This window comes from Sporolactobacillus terrae, assembly GCF_019930545.1.
Taxonomy (GTDB): Bacteria; Bacillota; Bacilli; order Bacillales; family Sporolactobacillaceae; genus Sporolactobacillus; species Sporolactobacillus terrae.
Window position 1 is genome coordinate 2,811,473 of record NZ_CP082837.1, and the last position, 17,690, is coordinate 2,829,162.

A 17,690-nucleotide genomic window follows, 5' to 3' on the forward strand; every position below is an offset into this window, starting at 1 on the left:
GGACATGCTTTCATATCCTATATATATGGAATAACTGTAGGACAACGGCAGTTTTCGATATTATTAGGTGGGAGGCATGTCTTTTGAGTCACTATCTTTTTTTAGTTATCGGCATCCTTGTGGTATTTTTAATCATGATTGTTGCAGGGACATCAGCTCACCCGATGCGCTGGATAGGCAAGTTGGCGGTTCGGCTTGTTGTCGGTGCACTGCTTCTCTTTTTGCTGAATGTTATCGGCGAATCGTTTAGCATGCATATTCCGATCAACCTTGCAACAGCTGCGGTAAGTGGCTTCTTAGGGCTTCCGGGGCTTGCGGCATTAATGATCATAAAGTTCTCAATAGGTGTTTGAGCAGAATCTTTAAATAAGTGCTTGACGCTGCTGCATGCAGATGATAAGATGTTTCTTGCCGCTCATCGGAGGATAAAAAAATATATTGACTCGGAAGTGAATCCATGTTAGTATATTTCTTGTCGCTGAATTACAGCGGACGAATGAAACGAAAAAAAGTTGTTGACTTCCCTTCGGAAACATGTTATTATTTAAAAGTTGCTGTTGGGAACAACGCAGCGAAGAATGTTCCTTGAAAACTAAACAAAAGCCAAGCGTGAATAAAGGGTTTTTAAACCCCATAATCAATTCAATTTGCTATGGATCATAATGAACTTTAAAGTAAAGTCCAGATATTTTATCTGGCATTGAATGTATAAACTTTTTGGAGAGTTTGATCCTGGCTCAGGACGAACGCTGGCGGCGTGCCTAATACATGCAAGTCGAGCGCACAGAAGGGAGCTTGCTCCTGGACGTGAGCGGCGGATGGGTGAGTAACACGTGGGCAACCTGCCTGTAAGACGGGGATAACTTCGGGAAACCGGAGCTAATACCGGATAATCCCTCGCACCGCATGGTGCGAGGCTGAAAGATGGTTTCGGCCATCACTTACAGATGGGCCCGCGGTGCATTAGTTAGTTGGCGGGGTAACGGCCCACCAAGACCGCGATGCATAGCCGACCTGAGAGGGTGATCGGCCACATTGGGACTGAGACACGGCCCAAACTCCTACGGGAGGCAGCAGTAGGGAATCTTCCACAATGGACGAAAGTCTGATGGAGCAACGCCGCGTGAGCGAAGAAGGTTTTCGGATCGTAAAGCTCTGTTGCCGGAGAAGAACGAGTGCCAGAGGAAATGCTGGTGCTGTGACGGTATCCGGCCAGAAAGCCACGGCTAACTACGTGCCAGCAGCCGCGGTAATACGTAGGTGGCAAGCGTTGTCCGGAATTATTGGGCGTAAAGCGCGCGCAGGCGGCTTCTTAAGTCTGATGTGAAATCTTGCGGCTCAACCGCAAAAGGTCATTGGAAACTGGGGAGCTTGAGTGCAGAAGAGGAGAGTAGAATTCCACGTGTAGCGGTGAAATGCGTAGAGATGTGGAGGAATACCAGTGGCGAAGGCGGCTCTCTGGTCTGTTACTGACGCTGAGGTGCGAAAGCATGGGGAGCAAACAGGATTAGATACCCTGGTAGTCCATGCCGTAAACGATGAATGCTAGGTGTTAGGGGGGTCCAACCCCTTAGTGCTGAAGTTAACACATTAAGCATTCCGCCTGGGGAGTACGACCGCAAGGTTGAAACTCAAAGGAATTGACGGGGGCCCGCACAAGCAGTGGAGCATGTGGTTTAATTCGAAGCAACGCGAAGAACCTTACCAGGTCTTGACATCCTCTGACAAGTCTAGAGATAGGCCGTTCCCCTTCGGGGGACAGAGTGACAGGTGGTGCATGGTTGTCGTCAGCTCGTGTCGTGAGATGTTGGGTTAAGTCCCGCAACGAGCGCAACCCTTGATCTTAGTTGCCAGCATTAAGTTGGGCACTCTAAGGTGACTGCCGGTGACAAACCGGAGGAAGGTGGGGATGACGTCAAATCATCATGCCCCTTATGATCTGGGCTACACACGTGCTACAATGGGCGGTACAAAGGGCAGCGAAACCGCAAGGTCAAGCGAATCCCATAAAGCCGCCCCCAGTTCGGATTGCAGGCTGCAACTCGCCTGCATGAAGCCGGAATTGCTAGTAATCGCGGATCAGCATGCCGCGGTGAATCCGTTCCCGGGCCTTGTACACACCGCCCGTCACACCACGAGAGTTTGTAACACCCGAAGTCGGTGTGGGAACCTTTATGGACCCAGCCGCCGAAGGTGGGACAAATGATTGGGGTGAAGTCGTAACAAGGTAGCCGTATCGGAAGGTGCGGCTGGATCACCTCCTTTCTAAGGAAACGATCAATAGCGAGCGCTTGGTCTTTTGTTTGGTTTTGAAGGAAGCATTCCTTCACCGGCGAGCCGAAAGGCAGCCATGAACCTTGAAAACTGGATAACGAAAACAAGCAACAAAGTCAAGAAACATCCAACGTGATGAATCGATTATTCGTGATTGGTTCATCACAAGTGTGACGAATGAAAAGCAAGAAGATCGAGGAGGTATCGTGCCCGAGAATCGGACACAAGCCGACAAAGAGATTCACCGCTCATCATTCCGTCAAGTGGTTAAGTTATAAAGAGCGCACGGTGGATGCCTTGGCACTGGGAGCCGATGAAGGACGGAACGAACGCCGATACGCTTCGGGGAGCTGTAAGTAAGCTTTGATCCGAAGATTTCCGAATGGGGGAACCCGCTATCCTGAACGGATAGCATGCTCTGCTGAATCCATAGGCAGAGTAAGGCAGACCCGGGGAACTGAAACATCTCAGTACCCGGAGGAAGAGAAAGCAAATGCGATTTCCTGAGTAGTGGCGAGCGAAAGGGAAACAGCCCAAACCAAAGGGCTTGCCCTTTGGGGTTGTAGGACACTCCGCATGGAGTTACAAATGTACGTTTCAGGCGAACGACCTGGAAGGGTCGGCCAGAGAAGGCAAACGCCCTGTAGCCGACGGAACGTACACTCCGGAGTGGATCCTGAGTACGGCGGGACACGAGAAACCCCGTCGGAATCCGGGAGGACCGTCTCCCAAGGCTAAATACTCCCCAGTGACCGATAGTGAACCAGTACCGTGAGGGAAAGGTGAAAAGCACCCCGGAAGGGGAGTGAAAGAGATCCTGAAACCGTGTGCTTACAAGTAGTTGGAGCCCCCTTCGGGGGTGACAGCGTACCTTTTGTAGAATGGACCGGCGAGTGACGATTCTAAGCAAGGTTAAGCTGAAGAGGCGGAGCCGCAGCGAAAGCGAGTCTGAATAGGGCGAATGAGTTTAGGGTTGTCGACCCGAAACCGTGTGATCTACCCATGTCCAGGGTGAAGTTCAGGTAACACTGAATGGAGGCCCGAACCCACGCATGTTGAAAAATGCGGGGATGAGGTGTGGGTAGGGGTGAAATGCCAATCGAACACGGAGATAGCTGGTTCTCCCCGAAATAGCTTTAGGGCTAGCCTCGGATGAGTGAGACTTGGAGGTAGAGCACTGATTGAATAAGGGGTCCCCACAGGATTACCGAGTTCAGTCAAACTCCGAATGCCAAGCCCTTACGTCCGGGAGTCAGACGGCGAGTGATAAGATCCGTCGTCGAAAGGGAAACAGCCCAGACCGCCGACTAAGGTCCCTAAGTTTGTGCTAAGTGGGAAAGGATGTGACGTTGCCCAGACAACCAGGATGTTGGCTCAGAAGCAGCCACCATTTAAAGAGTGCGTAATAGCTCACTGGTCGAGTGGCGTCGCGCCGAAAATGTAACGGGGCTAAGCACAGCACCGAAGTCGCGGATGACCGTCAGGTCATGGTAGGGGAGCGTTCCAAGGGCATTGAAGATGTGCCGTGAGGCATGTTGGAGCGTTTGGAAGTGAGAATGCCGGTATGAGTAACGAAAAGAGAAGTGAGAATCTTCTCCGTCGAAAGCCTAAGGGTTCCTGAGGAAGGTTCGTCCGCTCAGGGTTAGTCGGGGCCTAAGCCGAGGCCGAAAGGCGTAGGCGATGGACAACAGGTTGATATTCCTGTACCAGCGTTTCACGTTTGAGTGATGGGGGGACGCAGGAAGGTAAGGCGAGCGCACGGATGGAAGCGTGCGTTCAAGCCGTGAGGCTTGCAGCGAGGCAAATCCCGCTGCTTGTGGCCAAGCGGTGATGAGGAGGGAACTTAAGTACCGAAGCGCCTGATCCTACACTGCCAAGAAAAGCCTCTAGCGAGTGAAACGGTGCCCGTACCCAAACCGACACAGGTGGGCAAGAAGAGAATTCTAAGACGCTCGGGAGAACTCTCGTTAAGGAACTCGGCAAAATCACCCCGTAACTTAGGGAGAAGGGGTGCTCGAAGGACCTTCGGGTCCGGAGAGCCGCAGTGAAAAGATCCAAGCGACTGTTTACCAAAAACACAGGTTTCTGCTAAACCGTAAGGTGATGTATAGGGGCTGACACCTGCCCGGTGCTGGAAGGTTAAAAGGAGAGGTTATCCCTTCGGGGAGAAGCTTTGAATTGAAGCCCCAGTAAACGGCGGCCGTAACTATAACGGTCCTAAGGTAGCGAAATTCCTTGTCGGGTAAGTTCCGACCCGCACGAAAGGTGTAACGATTTGGATACTGTCTCAACGAGAGACCCGGTGAAATTATAGTACCTGTGAAGATGCAGGTTACCCGCGACAGGACGGAAAGACCCCATGGAGCTTTACTGCAGCTTGATATTGGATGTGGGTATCGTTTGTACAGGATAGGCAGGAGCCTTGGAAGCCGGACCGCTAGGTTCGGTGGAGGCATCGGTGGGATACTGCCCTGACGATATCGACATTCTAACCCTGAACCGTGATCCGGTTCGGAGACAGGGTCAGGCGGGCAGTTTGACTGGGGCGGTCGCCTCCTAAAAGGTAACGGAGGCGCCCAAAGGTTCCCTCAGAGTGGTGGGAAATCATTCGCAGAGTGTAAAGGCACAAGGGAGCTTGACTGCGAGACCTACAAGTCGAGCAGGGACGAAAGTCGGGCTTAGTGATCCGGTGGCACCGCATGGAAGGGCCATCGCTCAACGGATAAAAGCTACCCTGGGGATAACAGGCTTATCTCCCCCAAGAGTTCACATCGACGGGGAGGTTTGGCACCTCGATGTCGGCTCATCGCATCCTGGGGCTGAAGTAGGTCCCAAGGGTTGGGCTGTTCGCCCATTAAAGCGGTACGCGAGCTGGGTTCAGAACGTCGTGAGACAGTTCGGTCCCTATCCGTCGCGGGCGTAGGAAATTTGAGAAGAGCTGTCCTTAGTACGAGAGGACCGGGATGGACACACCGCTGGTGTACCAGTTGTTCCGCCAGGAGCATACGCTGGGTAGCTATGTGTGGACGGGATAAGTGCTGAAAGCATCTAAGCATGAAGCCCCCTTCAAGATGAGATTTCCCATGATTTTAATCAGTAAGACCCCTTAGAGATGATGAGGTTGATAGGTCTGGAGTGGAAGCACGGTGACGTGTGAAGCGGACAGATACTAATCGGTCGAGGACTTAACCCAAAACAAACAATTGGATGAATGACTTTGAAGTTTTCGTTACCGGTTTTGAAGGCTCGTGAGAGCCGGTTTAAGTCTGGCGGTTATAGCGAAGAGGTCACACCCGTTCCCATCCCGAACACGGTCGTTAAGCTCTTCTGTGCCGATGGTAATTGGGGGCTGTCCCCCTGTGAGAGTAGGTCACTGCCAGGCAAAGCGATCAACACGCGTTTCTCAGAAATTGAGAGACGCGTGTTTTTTTGCGTATCCGACAGACCTATAACTTAAGTGGTGAAAGCTTGCACGTTTCTCCTGAGCGACTACAAAATTAACATGTAGAGATCGTCATTGAACCCTTGCTAGGTTTGGCCACTAGTCATGCATTGCAGTATAAAGATTGGACGCAGATTTATTTAAGAAGAAAAATTAACCCGATGATTAGCTGTCAAATTAAGCAATCCTATTATGATATAATGTAGCCAGGTAATAGATGATGCATATGAGCGGATGTGGTGACGCCCTCTGGAAGGGGGTGGTCCCAATGACAGTATTTCAAGCGATATCACTGATGATTAGTTTTGGAGTGCTTGTCCTGATGCTGTCAGACAGAAAGAAATAATCCGCCTCATATGCTCTGGCAGGAGCTGAAGCGGATCGGTCAAAAAACGATTTAGCTGGAATGCACTGCATCCGCTCTACGCGGATATTGCCGTTCCGTCAGTGTTAGCACCACTGACGGTTTTATTTTTTCTTAATCTAATGTCATTATACACAGTTATTGCAAATTAATGCAATTGTTCGTTCAGTTAATTATTAATGAACGAATGTGGTGCTTGTTTTTTAATTGTTATTAGCGAAAGGTTCACCTTGTTTGAGAGCTGTGCACGAAGAAAGAAAAGGAATCTGATTCAATTTACAGACGAAAATAGAATTGAACTGCGCAAGAGACTGTCCCAAAAGGGTGTTGAACTTATCCTGCGCTCCGATTGAATAAGAATCTCAACGCGTTCAAGACTCTTGTTCTCGAAAAGATTATTAAACTGAATGGTAATTGGATGTTGATTATTGTTTTCGAATGCCTGCAAGAAATTGAAGAATTGCTTAACTATGGATATTTAACTGAACATCATAAGGATCTTATTGGAGTGGTTATGCTTAAGCATGAAATATAGTGTTATTTAAATCAAAGAATTTGCTGTTCATTTCACTTTATACTATCATTTCTTGTCGATCCAATTTACGGCATCAAGGGGATTCTAAGCAATATAATCATAATTGTGCCCTATTTTAGATAGTCCCGTACGAAGAACTGTTAGAAGGATTATGAGAATAGAACTTATTTTGCGTTTATTAATTTCTATTAAAGGGTATTGACTAAGTATAACGGGGATGATAAGATGTTTCTTGCCGCTCATCGGAGGATAAAAAAATATATTGACTCGGAAGTGAATCCATGTTAGTATATTTCTTGTCGCTGAATTACAGCGGACTATGAAACGAAAAAAAGTTGTTGACTTCCCTTCGGAAACATGTTATTATTTAAAAGTTGCTGTTGGGAACAACGCAGCGAAGAATGTTCCTTGAAAACTAAACAAAAGCCAAGCGTGAATAAAGGGTTTTTAAACCCCATAATCAATTCAATTTGCTATGGATCACAATGAACTTTAAAGTAAAGCCCAGATATTTTATCTGGCATTGAATGTATAAACTTTTTGGAGAGTTTGATCCTGGCTCAGGACGAACGCTGGCGGCGTGCCTAATACATGCAAGTCGAGCGCACAGAAGGGAGCTTGCTCCTGGACGTGAGCGGCGGATGGGTGAGTAACACGTGGGCAACCTGCCTGTAAGACGGGGATAACTTCGGGAAACCGGAGCTAATACCGGATAATCCCTCGCACCGCATGGTGCGAGGTTGAAAGATGGTTTCGGCCATCACTTACAGATGGGCCCGCGGTGCATTAGTTAGTTGGCGGGGTAACGGCCCACCAAGACCGCGATGCATAGCCGACCTGAGAGGGTGATCGGCCACATTGGGACTGAGACACGGCCCAAACTCCTACGGGAGGCAGCAGTAGGGAATCTTCCACAATGGACGAAAGTCTGATGGAGCAACGCCGCGTGAGCGAAGAAGGTTTTCGGATCGTAAAGCTCTGTTGCCGGAGAAGAACGAGTGCCAGAGGAAATGCTGGTGCTGTGACGGTATCCGGCCAGAAAGCCACGGCTAACTACGTGCCAGCAGCCGCGGTAATACGTAGGTGGCAAGCGTTGTCCGGAATTATTGGGCGTAAAGCGCGCGCAGGCGGCTTCTTAAGTCTGATGTGAAATCTTGCGGCTCAACCGCAAAAGGTCATTGGAAACTGGGGAGCTTGAGTGCAGAAGAGGAGAGTAGAATTCCACGTGTAGCGGTGAAATGCGTAGAGATGTGGAGGAATACCAGTGGCGAAGGCGGCTCTCTGGTCTGTTACTGACGCTGAGGTGCGAAAGCATGGGGAGCAAACAGGATTAGATACCCTGGTAGTCCATGCCGTAAACGATGAATGCTAGGTGTTAGGGGGGTCCAACCCCTTAGTGCTGAAGTTAACACATTAAGCATTCCGCCTGGGGAGTACGACCGCAAGGTTGAAACTCAAAGGAATTGACGGGGGCCCGCACAAGCAGTGGAGCATGTGGTTTAATTCGAAGCAACGCGAAGAACCTTACCAGGTCTTGACATCCTCTGACAAGTCTAGAGATAGGCCGTTCCCCTTCGGGGGACAGAGTGACAGGTGGTGCATGGTTGTCGTCAGCTCGTGTCGTGAGATGTTGGGTTAAGTCCCGCAACGAGCGCAACCCTTGATCTTAGTTGCCAGCATTAAGTTGGGCACTCTAAGGTGACTGCCGGTGACAAACCGGAGGAAGGTGGGGATGACGTCAAATCATCATGCCCCTTATGATCTGGGCTACACACGTGCTACAATGGGCGGTACAAAGGGCAGCGAAACCGCAAGGTCAAGCGAATCCCATAAAGCCGCCCCCAGTTCGGATTGCAGGCTGCAACTCGCCTGCATGAAGCCGGAATTGCTAGTAATCGCGGATCAGCATGCCGCGGTGAATCCGTTCCCGGGCCTTGTACACACCGCCCGTCACACCACGAGAGTTTGTAACACCCGAAGTCGGTGTGGGAACCTTTATGGACCCAGCCGCCGAAGGTGGGACAAATGATTGGGGTGAAGTCGTAACAAGGTAGCCGTATCGGAAGGTGCGGCTGGATCACCTCCTTTCTAAGGAAACGATCAATAGCGAGCGCTTGGTCTTTTGTTTGGTTTTGAAGGAAGCATTCCTTCACCGGCGAGCCGAAAGGCAGCCATGAACCTTGAAAACTGGATAACGAAAACAAGCAACAAAGTCAAGAAACATCCAACGTGATGAATCGATTATTCGTGATTGGTTCATCACAAGTGTGACGAATGAAAAGCAAGAAGATCGAGGAGGTATCGTGCCCGAGAATCGGACACAAGCCGACAAAGAGATTCACCGCTCATCATTCCGTCAAGTGGTTAAGTTATAAAGAGCGCACGGTGGATGCCTTGGCACTGGGAGCCGATGAAGGACGGAACGAACGCCGATACGCTTCGGGGAGCTGTAAGTAAGCTTTGATCCGAAGATTTCCGAATGGGGGAACCCGCTATCCTGAACGGATAGCATGCTCTGCTGAATCCATAGGCAGAGTAAGGCAGACCCGGGGAACTGAAACATCTCAGTACCCGGAGGAAGAGAAAGCAAATGCGATTTCCTGAGTAGTGGCGAGCGAAAGGGAAACAGCCCAAACCAAAGGGCTTGCCCTTTGGGGTTGTAGGACACTCCGCATGGAGTTACAAATGTACGTTTCAGGCGAACGACCTGGAAGGGTCGGCCAGAGAAGGCAAACGCCCTGTAGCCGACGGAACGTACACTCCGGAGTGGATCCTGAGTACGGCGGGACACGAGAAACCCCGTCGGAATCCGGGAGGACCGTCTCCCAAGGCTAAATACTCCCCAGTGACCGATAGTGAACCAGTACCGTGAGGGAAAGGTGAAAAGCACCCCGGAAGGGGAGTGAAAGAGATCCTGAAACCGTGTGCTTACAAGTAGTTGGAGCCCCCTTCGGGGGTGACAGCGTACCTTTTGTAGAATGGACCGGCGAGTGACGATTCTAAGCAAGGTTAAGCTGAAGAGGCGGAGCCGCAGCGAAAGCGAGTCTGAATAGGGCGAATGAGTTTAGGGTTGTCGACCCGAAACCGTGTGATCTACCCATGTCCAGGGTGAAGTTCAGGTAACACTGAATGGAGGCCCGAACCCACGCATGTTGAAAAATGCGGGGATGAGGTGTGGGTAGGGGTGAAATGCCAATCGAACACGGAGATAGCTGGTTCTCCCCGAAATAGCTTTAGGGCTAGCCTCGGATGAGTGAGACTTGGAGGTAGAGCACTGATTGAATAAGGGGTCCCCACAGGATTACCGAGTTCAGTCAAACTCCGAATGCCAAGCCCTTACGTCCGGGAGTCAGACGGCGAGTGATAAGATCCGTCGTCGAAAGGGAAACAGCCCAGACCGCCGACTAAGGTCCCTAAGTTTGTGCTAAGTGGGAAAGGATGTGACGTTGCCCAGACAACCAGGATGTTGGCTCAGAAGCAGCCACCATTTAAAGAGTGCGTAATAGCTCACTGGTCGAGTGGCGTCGCGCCGAAAATGTAACGGGGCTAAGCACAGCACCGAAGTCGCGGATGACCGTCAGGTCATGGTAGGGGAGCGTTCCAAGGGCATTGAAGATGTGCCGTGAGGCATGTTGGAGCGTTTGGAAGTGAGAATGCCGGTATGAGTAACGAAAAGAGAAGTGAGAATCTTCTCCGTCGAAAGCCTAAGGGTTCCTGAGGAAGGTTCGTCCGCTCAGGGTTAGTCGGGGCCTAAGCCGAGGCCGAAAGGCGTAGGCGATGGACAACAGGTTGATATTCCTGTACCAGCGTTTCACGTTTGAGTGATGGGGGGACGCAGGAAGGTAAGGCGAGCGCACGGATGGAAGCGTGCGTTCAAGCCGTGAGGCTTGCAGCGAGGCAAATCCCGCTGCTTGTGGCCAAGCGGTGATGAGGAGGGAACTTAAGTACCGAAGCGCCTGATCCTACACTGCCAAGAAAAGCCTCTAGCGAGTGAAACGGTGCCCGTACCCAAACCGACACAGGTGGGCAAGAAGAGAATTCTAAGACGCTCGGGAGAACTCTCGTTAAGGAACTCGGCAAAATCACCCCGTAACTTAGGGAGAAGGGGTGCTCGAAGGACCTTCGGGTCCGGAGAGCCGCAGTGAAAAGATCCAAGCGACTGTTTACCAAAAACACAGGTTTCTGCTAAACCGTAAGGTGATGTATAGGGGCTGACACCTGCCCGGTGCTGGAAGGTTAAAAGGAGAGGTTATCCCTTCGGGGAGAAGCTTTGAATTGAAGCCCCAGTAAACGGCGGCCGTAACTATAACGGTCCTAAGGTAGCGAAATTCCTTGTCGGGTAAGTTCCGACCCGCACGAAAGGTGTAACGATTTGGATACTGTCTCAACGAGAGACCCGGTGAAATTATAGTACCTGTGAAGATGCAGGTTACCCGCGACAGGACGGAAAGACCCCATGGAGCTTTACTGCAGCTTGATATTGGATGTGGGTATCGTTTGTACAGGATAGGCAGGAGCCTTGGAAGCCGGACCGCTAGGTTCGGTGGAGGCATCGGTGGGATACTGCCCTGACGATATCGACATTCTAACCCTGAACCGTGATCCGGTTCGGAGACAGTGTCAGGCGGGCAGTTTGACTGGGGCGGTCGCCTCCTAAAAGGTAACGGAGGCGCCCAAAGGTTCCCTCAGAATGGTTGGAAATCATTCGCAGAGTGTAAAGGCACAAGGGAGCTTGACTGCGAGACCTACAAGTCGAGCAGGGACGAAAGTCGGGCTTAGTGATCCGGTGGCACCTCATGGAAGGGCCATCGCTCAACGGATAAAAGCTACCCTGGGGATAACAGGCTTATCTCCCCCAAGAGTTCACATCGACGGGGAGGTTTGGCACCTCGATGTCGGCTCATCGCATCCTGGGGCTGAAGTAGGTCCCAAGGGTTGGGCTGTTCGCCCATTAAAGCGGTACGCGAGCTGGGTTCAGAACGTCGTGAGACAGTTCGGTCCCTATCCGTCGCGGGCGTAGGAAATTTGAGAAGAGCTGTCCTTAGTACGAGAGGACCGGGATGGACACACCGCTGGTGTACCAGTTGTTCCGCCAGGAGCATACGCTGGGTAGCTATGTGTGGACGGGATAAGTGCTGAAAGCATCTAAGCATGAAGCCCCCTTCAAGATGAGATTTCCCATGATTTTAATCAGTAAGACCCCTTAGAGATGATGAGGTTGATAGGTCTGGAGTGGAAGCACGGTGACGTGTGAAGCGGACAGATACTAATCGGTCGAGGACTTAACCCAAAACAAACAATTGGATGAATGACTTTGAAGTTTTCGTTACCGGTTTTGAAGGCTCGTGAGAGCCGGTTTAAGTCTGGCGGTTATAGCGAAGAGGTCACACCCGTTCCCATCCCGAACACGGTCGTTAAGCTCTTCTGTGCCGATGGTAATTGGGGGCTGTCCCCCTGTGAGAGTAGGTCACTGCCAGGCAAAGCGATCAACACGCGTTTCTCAGAAATTGAGAGACGCGTGTTTTTTTTGCAGGATAAGAAAGTAGAGGAACCCCGGACCCAAAGCACTGCTTCAAAGCGATATAGGCACAAGAGGATCGAGGGTTTTTTTATAAAATTCGTTGGTGGGTTCACTCCAGGTTCATATTGAACGGTTAAACTGATATAGTATTGATTCAACGGTTTTAAATGATTGGAGTTGAGGCAATGATTCGTTTGGCAAAATATATGAAGCCCTATCTATGGCCGGCACTTTTCTCTGTATTCTTTGTCTTTTTGCAATCTTTGGCAAATTTGTATTTACCGACATTGATGGCGGATATCGTCGATACAGGTGTCGTTCAAGGAGATATGCCGTACATCTTTAAGATGGGCGGTTATATGCTGCTCGTCACACTGGCAGCCGGTGTGTTGACCGTTTTGGCAAACTATCTGGCGTCGAAGGCAGCTGCAGGATTCGGACGCGACCTGCGCAATAAGATGTTCGCACATGTTGAACGTTTTTCGTTGCAAGAATTCGATCAGGTGGGAACGAGCTCATTGATCACACGAACGACGAATGACATTGCTCAGATCGAACAAGTGTATATGATGGTTCTGAAAATGATGACGATGGCCCCGCTGATGTGCATCGGCGGCATTATTATGGCGGTATCCCAAGATGCGCCGCTGTCGCTAGTTCTTGTAGTCGCCCTGCCACTGCTCATTATTTCTGTTCTTATTCTAGCGAAAAAAGGGCTTCCTTACTTTAAAGCGATTCAAAAAAAGATGGATCGGCTTAATTTAGTTTTACGCGAAGAATTAACCGGTATCCGCGTGATTCGTTCGTTTAATCGCGCAAAGCATGAGATGCATCGCTTCGATGAGGCGAATCAGGATATCACGCTAACGTCCATCCGTATTAACCAAATTATGTCGGCTGCAATGCCGCTGATGATGCTAATCATGAATCTTGCAATGGTCGCTATTGTTTGGTTCGGCGGATTGCGTATCGGCGGTGGAGCGATGCAGGTTGGAGATTTGATGGCCTTCATCCAGTACGCGATGCAAATTATGTTTTCAATTCTCATGGGTGCGATGATGTTCATCATGATTCCGCGTGCACAAATATCTGCAAACCGGGTCAATGAAGTACTAACGATTGAACCGGTTATTCAAGATAGTGAATGCGCTGAATCTACTTTATCCACGCAAAACGAGGGTGTGACGTTCCAGAATGTCAGTTTCAGCTATCCTGGAGCAGAAAAGCCGGCGCTGTCACATCTATCTTTTACAGCGAAACGGGGTGAAACGACTGCAATCATTGGAGGTACGGGCGCTGGAAAATCAACGATTCTGAATCTGATTCCCCGTTATTTTGATGTAACCGGTGGCAGTGTGCGCGTCAATGGTGTTGATGTGAAAGATGTACCGTTAGAGGAGCTGCGCCGCAGGATCGGGTATGTCCCGCAAAAATCAGTGCTGTTTACTGGCACGGTGGCGGAAAACATTCGATACGGCAATGCGCAGGCAACGGATGCGGAAGTCAGAACTGCGGCACGAATTGCACAAGCGGATGCCTTCATCCAAGAGATGGCCCATGGTTATGATTCAATCATTGCGCAAGGTGGTAAAAATGTTTCGGGAGGACAAAAACAGCGTCTGGCGATTGCGCGTGCGTTGGCGAGAAAAGCAGATATTTACTTGCTCGACGATAGTTTTTCGGCACTGGATTACCGGACCGATGCGCGTCTGAGGGCTGAACTTGCACAAATGACGCATTCAGCAGCAGTCATTCTTGTGGCTCAACGCGTCAGCACCATACTTCATGCCGATAAAATTATCGTGCTGGATGAGGGAAGGATCGCAGGTATGGGCACGCATGATCAGCTGATGAAGTCCTGCGCTGTTTATCAGGAAATTGTGGCATCCCAGCTGAGCAAGGAGGAATTGGCATGAGCAATAAGAAAAGAATGCCGCAGCGTGGACCGGGTCATGGGCATATGGGGATGCCAGTACAAAAGCCAAAGCATTTCCGAAAAACGTTTCGAAGGCTGATGGGATATCTGAAGCCGCACTACCTGATGCTGCTTGCTGTGTTTGCAGCAGCGATCCTTAGTACGATTTTTACAATTATCGCACCGAAACTGATGGGAAATGCAACCACGAAGCTTTTTGAAGGTATGATGATGAAGATCAAAGGTGTCCCCGGTGCTCGGATTGATTTCGATTCTATTTGGGGCATTGTGGTTACATTGGTGGTTCTTTATATCCTAAGTGCTTTATTTACCTTTTTGATGCAGTATCTCATGAGCGGTGTGGCACAGAAGATGGTTTATACTTTGCGCAAACAGGTCAATGAAAAACTGGCGCGCATGCCGGTGGGCTACTATGATGCGCATCCTTATGGCGATGTACTCAGCCGCGCGGTTAACGATACGGAAAACATCAGCAACACATTACAGCAAAGTTTGACTGCATCAATCACGTCCATTGTGACGCTGATTGGTGTTGTCGTGATGATGCTGACCATCAGCCCGATTCTAACCTTGATTCTGCTGGTCACGATACCGCTCAGCTTTGTCGGTATTGCACAAATCACCAAACGGTCCCAAGGCCATTTTAAAGGACAACAGGCACAGATCGGCCAACTCAACGGTCATGTCGAAGAAATGTTTACCGGACATCAGGTCATCAAGGCTTTTGGAAAAGAACGTGAATCCGTAAATAAATTTGAAGGGATTAACGAAAAGCTCTATCAATCGGCGTGGAAGGCTCAATTCTTGTCAGGTATTATGATGCCGCTGATGATGTTCGTTGGGAATATTGGTTATGTGCTGATTTCTGTAGTCGGCGGGATCTTGGTTGTGAAGCGTTCGATTGAAATTGGCGATATTCAGGCGTTTATTCAGTACGCACGACAGTTCGGACAGCCGCTCAATCAGATTGCCAACATTTCGAACATTATTCAGTCAACGGTTGCGTCTGCAGAACGAATTTTTGAGGTTCTCGATGAGGACGAGATGATGGCCGATGCCGATCATGCTCAGCAACTGACGGATCCGAAGGGCACGGTTGTCTTTGATCACGTTGCTTTCCGTTATAAGGAAGACCAGCCGCTGATCGACAATCTGTCGCTTCATGTGAACGCCGGCCAATCGGTTGCGATTGTCGGTCCCACCGGCGCGGGCAAGACGACGCTGATTAACCTGCTGATGCGCTTCTATGAAATTCAGCAAGGGAAAATTACGGTGGACGGTCTGGATACACAAGAGATGAAGCGTGAACAGCTGCACAGTCTTTTTGGTATGGTGCTTCAGGATACTTGGCTGTTTAAAGGAACAATTCGTGAAAATATCGCTTACGGTCGTGAAAAAGCTACAGAAGAAGAAATCATAAGGGCTGCCGAAGCAGCGCATGCGGATCATTTTATCCGTACGCTTCCTGATGGCTACGACACTATTTTAAATGAAGAAGGCACCAATATTTCTCAAGGGCAAAAGCAGCTTTTGACGATCGCCCGTGCAATTCTTGCTGATCCCGTCATACTGATTTTGGATGAGGCAACCAGCAATGTAGATACACGAACTGAGGTGCATATCCAAGAAGCTATGGATAAACTGATGGAGAATCGGACGAGTTTTGTGATCGCTCACCGTCTGTCAACGATCCGTCATGCCGATCTGATTCTGGTCATGAATCACGGACAGGTGATCGAACAAGGCACGCATCAGCAATTGCTGGAGCAAAAAGGCTTTTATGCGGAACTCTACAACAGTCAATTTGCTGAGAAACGAAACGGTCAGAAAACCGGTTGAACATAAAAATAAAGGCAGTCGGATAAAATGTTCGGCTGCCTTTTAACATACTTTTTTGTCCGGATTTTCTCCTGTTCTTGATCTTTTTTTAACTTTTTGTTTTACTTTGCCGGCAAGTATATTAAACTTTTTAGAAGTGGAATGAAAAAAGTGAGGCAGAAGCAATGGCGAAAAAAATCGTATTTACCGGCGGCGGATCGGCGGGGCATGTGACGCCGAACCTAGCGCTGATTGATGAATTAAAGGACTGCAAAGTGACCTATATCGGGTCGAAAAACGGCATAGAAAAAAATCTAGTTACCGCACACGGAATTGAGTATCATAGCATATCAAGCGGCAAGCTGCGCCGCTATTTCGACATGAAAAACTTTGGCGATCCATTTAAGGTTCTGGCAGGTGTGATGCAGGCGTACTGGCTGCTAAAGAAAATCAAACCGGATGTGATTTTCTCTAAGGGAGGATTTGTATCCGTGCCGGTAGTGATCGGCGGATGGCTGAACCGGATTCCGGTGTACATTCACGAGTCCGATATCACGCCCGGGCTGGCGAATAAAATTGCGATCCGGTTTGCGACGAAACTGTTTGTCACCTTCGAGGAAGCGGGAAAGCAGCTGCCAAAGGAAAAGGTCGTTTATACCGGCGCGCCGATCCGAGATGTGCTGCTGAAGGGTGAACGAAAAAAGGGACTCGATTTTCTTGGCTTCAGTGGTTCCAAACCGGTTCTCCTCATCATGGGTGGCAGTCTTGGAGCGAAAAAAATTAATGATGTGGTTCGTGCCTCAATCACGGATCTGCTCAAAAAATATCAGATTGTTCACTTGTGCGGCAAAGGATTTCTTGACCAAAAACTGGCAGAAACGCCCGGCTATAAGCAATTTGAATTTATCGACAAAGCGCTTCCTGATGTGATGGCTGCATCAACGCTCATTGTCTCGCGCGCCGGATCGAATGCTATTTTTGAATTTTTGGCCTTGAAGAAGCCAATGGTGCTTATTCCGCTGCCGCTTCACCAAAGCCGTGGCGATCAGATTCTCAATGCGGATTCGTTTAAGAAAAAAGGACTGTGTGAAGTGCTCGACAATGATACACTGACGTCTGATGCGCTGCTGCAAACCCTTGATCAGGTTTATGTCAACCGCTATGATTATCGGGAACGCATGGTAAAGGCACAAGGCGCCACGCACGGCATTGAAAACATCTTAACTGAATTGAATAAGTAAGCTCTTAAAAAGCGGACCGGGATCATACTCGGTCCGTTTTTTGGTGCAATTCAATGAGTATTGAGATGATTTTAACAATTATAGGTGCTGTTTTCGTAAACGGTCAATAGTTGGTGAGATCCCGGACATCATGCACTGTTTCATTCGAGACACCGCCCGAGCCTAGAAATCATACACTGGAAAAGTCGAATGACTCGCGTGGAAAAATAGTTTGCTAGCAGTAAAATGAATAGGTTTTTAATTTTCGGGAGAAACTAAAGCAGGAGGTGATCATATGGCGCTAAAGGAACAAACTCAAGAGGTGTGCCTTGTCTGCGGTCGGCATAAGACTGAAGGGATTCACATCTTCAATCAATTAATCTGTAACTCTTGCCAAAAGAAAATCGTCGAGACGGATGTGACGGACTGGAAATACAAATATTATATGGATAAGTTAGCAAAACTGCGAATCGGTAAGTACAAAAAGGGTTTGGAAACAGCAGTTGTCCACGCTGGAACGGGAGGAGAGGCAGAGAAACAATGATGCTTCTCCTTTTGTTTGTGCATCGTTTACGAGGCT

At 49.4% G+C, this 17,690-nt stretch carries 6 protein-coding genes and 6 rRNA genes; all 12 read left to right on the forward strand.

Annotated features, from left to right (window positions below):
• Nucleotides 1-83: 83 nt before the first annotated feature.
• The 12 genes from K7399_RS13405 to K7399_RS13460 all read left to right on the forward strand — a co-directional run bounded on the left by K7399_RS13405 (nt 84) and on the right by K7399_RS13460 (nt 17,654).
• Entirely contained in the window at nt 84-353 is a 270-nt protein-coding gene (locus K7399_RS13405; RefSeq protein WP_028978162.1) for a pro-sigmaK processing inhibitor BofA family protein, read from the forward strand.
• A 361-nt stretch (nt 354-714) separates the two neighbouring features.
• Nucleotides 715-2,265: ribosomal RNA gene (locus K7399_RS13410) — 16S ribosomal RNA — on the forward strand.
• A gap of 274 nt (nt 2,266-2,539) precedes the next feature.
• A 23S ribosomal RNA gene (locus K7399_RS13415) occupies nt 2,540-5,467 on the forward strand.
• Between the two features lie 72 nt (nt 5,468-5,539).
• A 5S ribosomal RNA gene (rrf, locus tag K7399_RS13420) occupies nt 5,540-5,656 on the forward strand.
• Between the two features lie 328 nt (nt 5,657-5,984).
• Nucleotides 5,985-6,062: a putative holin-like toxin gene (locus K7399_RS16325; RefSeq protein ID WP_223362614.1), complete on the forward strand. Its 78-nt coding sequence runs from the start codon at nt 5,985-5,987 to the stop codon at nt 6,060-6,062.
• A gap of 1,090 nt (nt 6,063-7,152) precedes the next feature.
• Nucleotides 7,153-8,703: ribosomal RNA gene (locus tag K7399_RS13430) — 16S ribosomal RNA — on the forward strand.
• Nucleotides 8,704-8,977: 274 nt separating this feature from the next.
• Nucleotides 8,978-11,905: ribosomal RNA gene (locus K7399_RS13435) — 23S ribosomal RNA — on the forward strand.
• Nucleotides 11,906-11,977: 72 nt separating this feature from the next.
• Nucleotides 11,978-12,094: ribosomal RNA gene (gene rrf, locus K7399_RS13440) — 5S ribosomal RNA — on the forward strand.
• The 16S, 23S and 5S rRNA genes sit together here, the layout of an rRNA operon.
• 227 nt (nt 12,095-12,321) lie before the next feature.
• Nucleotides 12,322-14,052: an ABC transporter ATP-binding protein gene (locus tag K7399_RS13445; protein WP_028977055.1), complete on the forward strand. Its 1,731-nt coding sequence runs from the start codon at nt 12,322-12,324 to the stop codon at nt 14,050-14,052.
• On the forward strand, nt 14,049-15,911 hold the full coding sequence (locus tag K7399_RS13450; RefSeq protein ID WP_028977054.1) for an ABC transporter ATP-binding protein: 1,863 nt from the start codon (nt 14,049-14,051) through the stop codon (nt 15,909-15,911). The genes K7399_RS13445 and K7399_RS13450 overlap by 4 nt, the downstream gene beginning before the upstream one ends.
• A gap of 164 nt (nt 15,912-16,075) precedes the next feature.
• Nucleotides 16,076-17,131: an undecaprenyldiphospho-muramoylpentapeptide beta-N-acetylglucosaminyltransferase gene (locus K7399_RS13455; RefSeq protein WP_028977053.1), complete on the forward strand. Its 1,056-nt coding sequence runs from the start codon at nt 16,076-16,078 to the stop codon at nt 17,129-17,131.
• 274 nt (nt 17,132-17,405) lie between these two features.
• On the forward strand, nt 17,406-17,654 hold the full coding sequence (locus tag K7399_RS13460) for a sigma factor G inhibitor Gin (protein ID WP_037563397.1): 249 nt from the start codon (nt 17,406-17,408) through the stop codon (nt 17,652-17,654).
• Nucleotides 17,655-17,690: the final 36 nt, after the last annotated feature.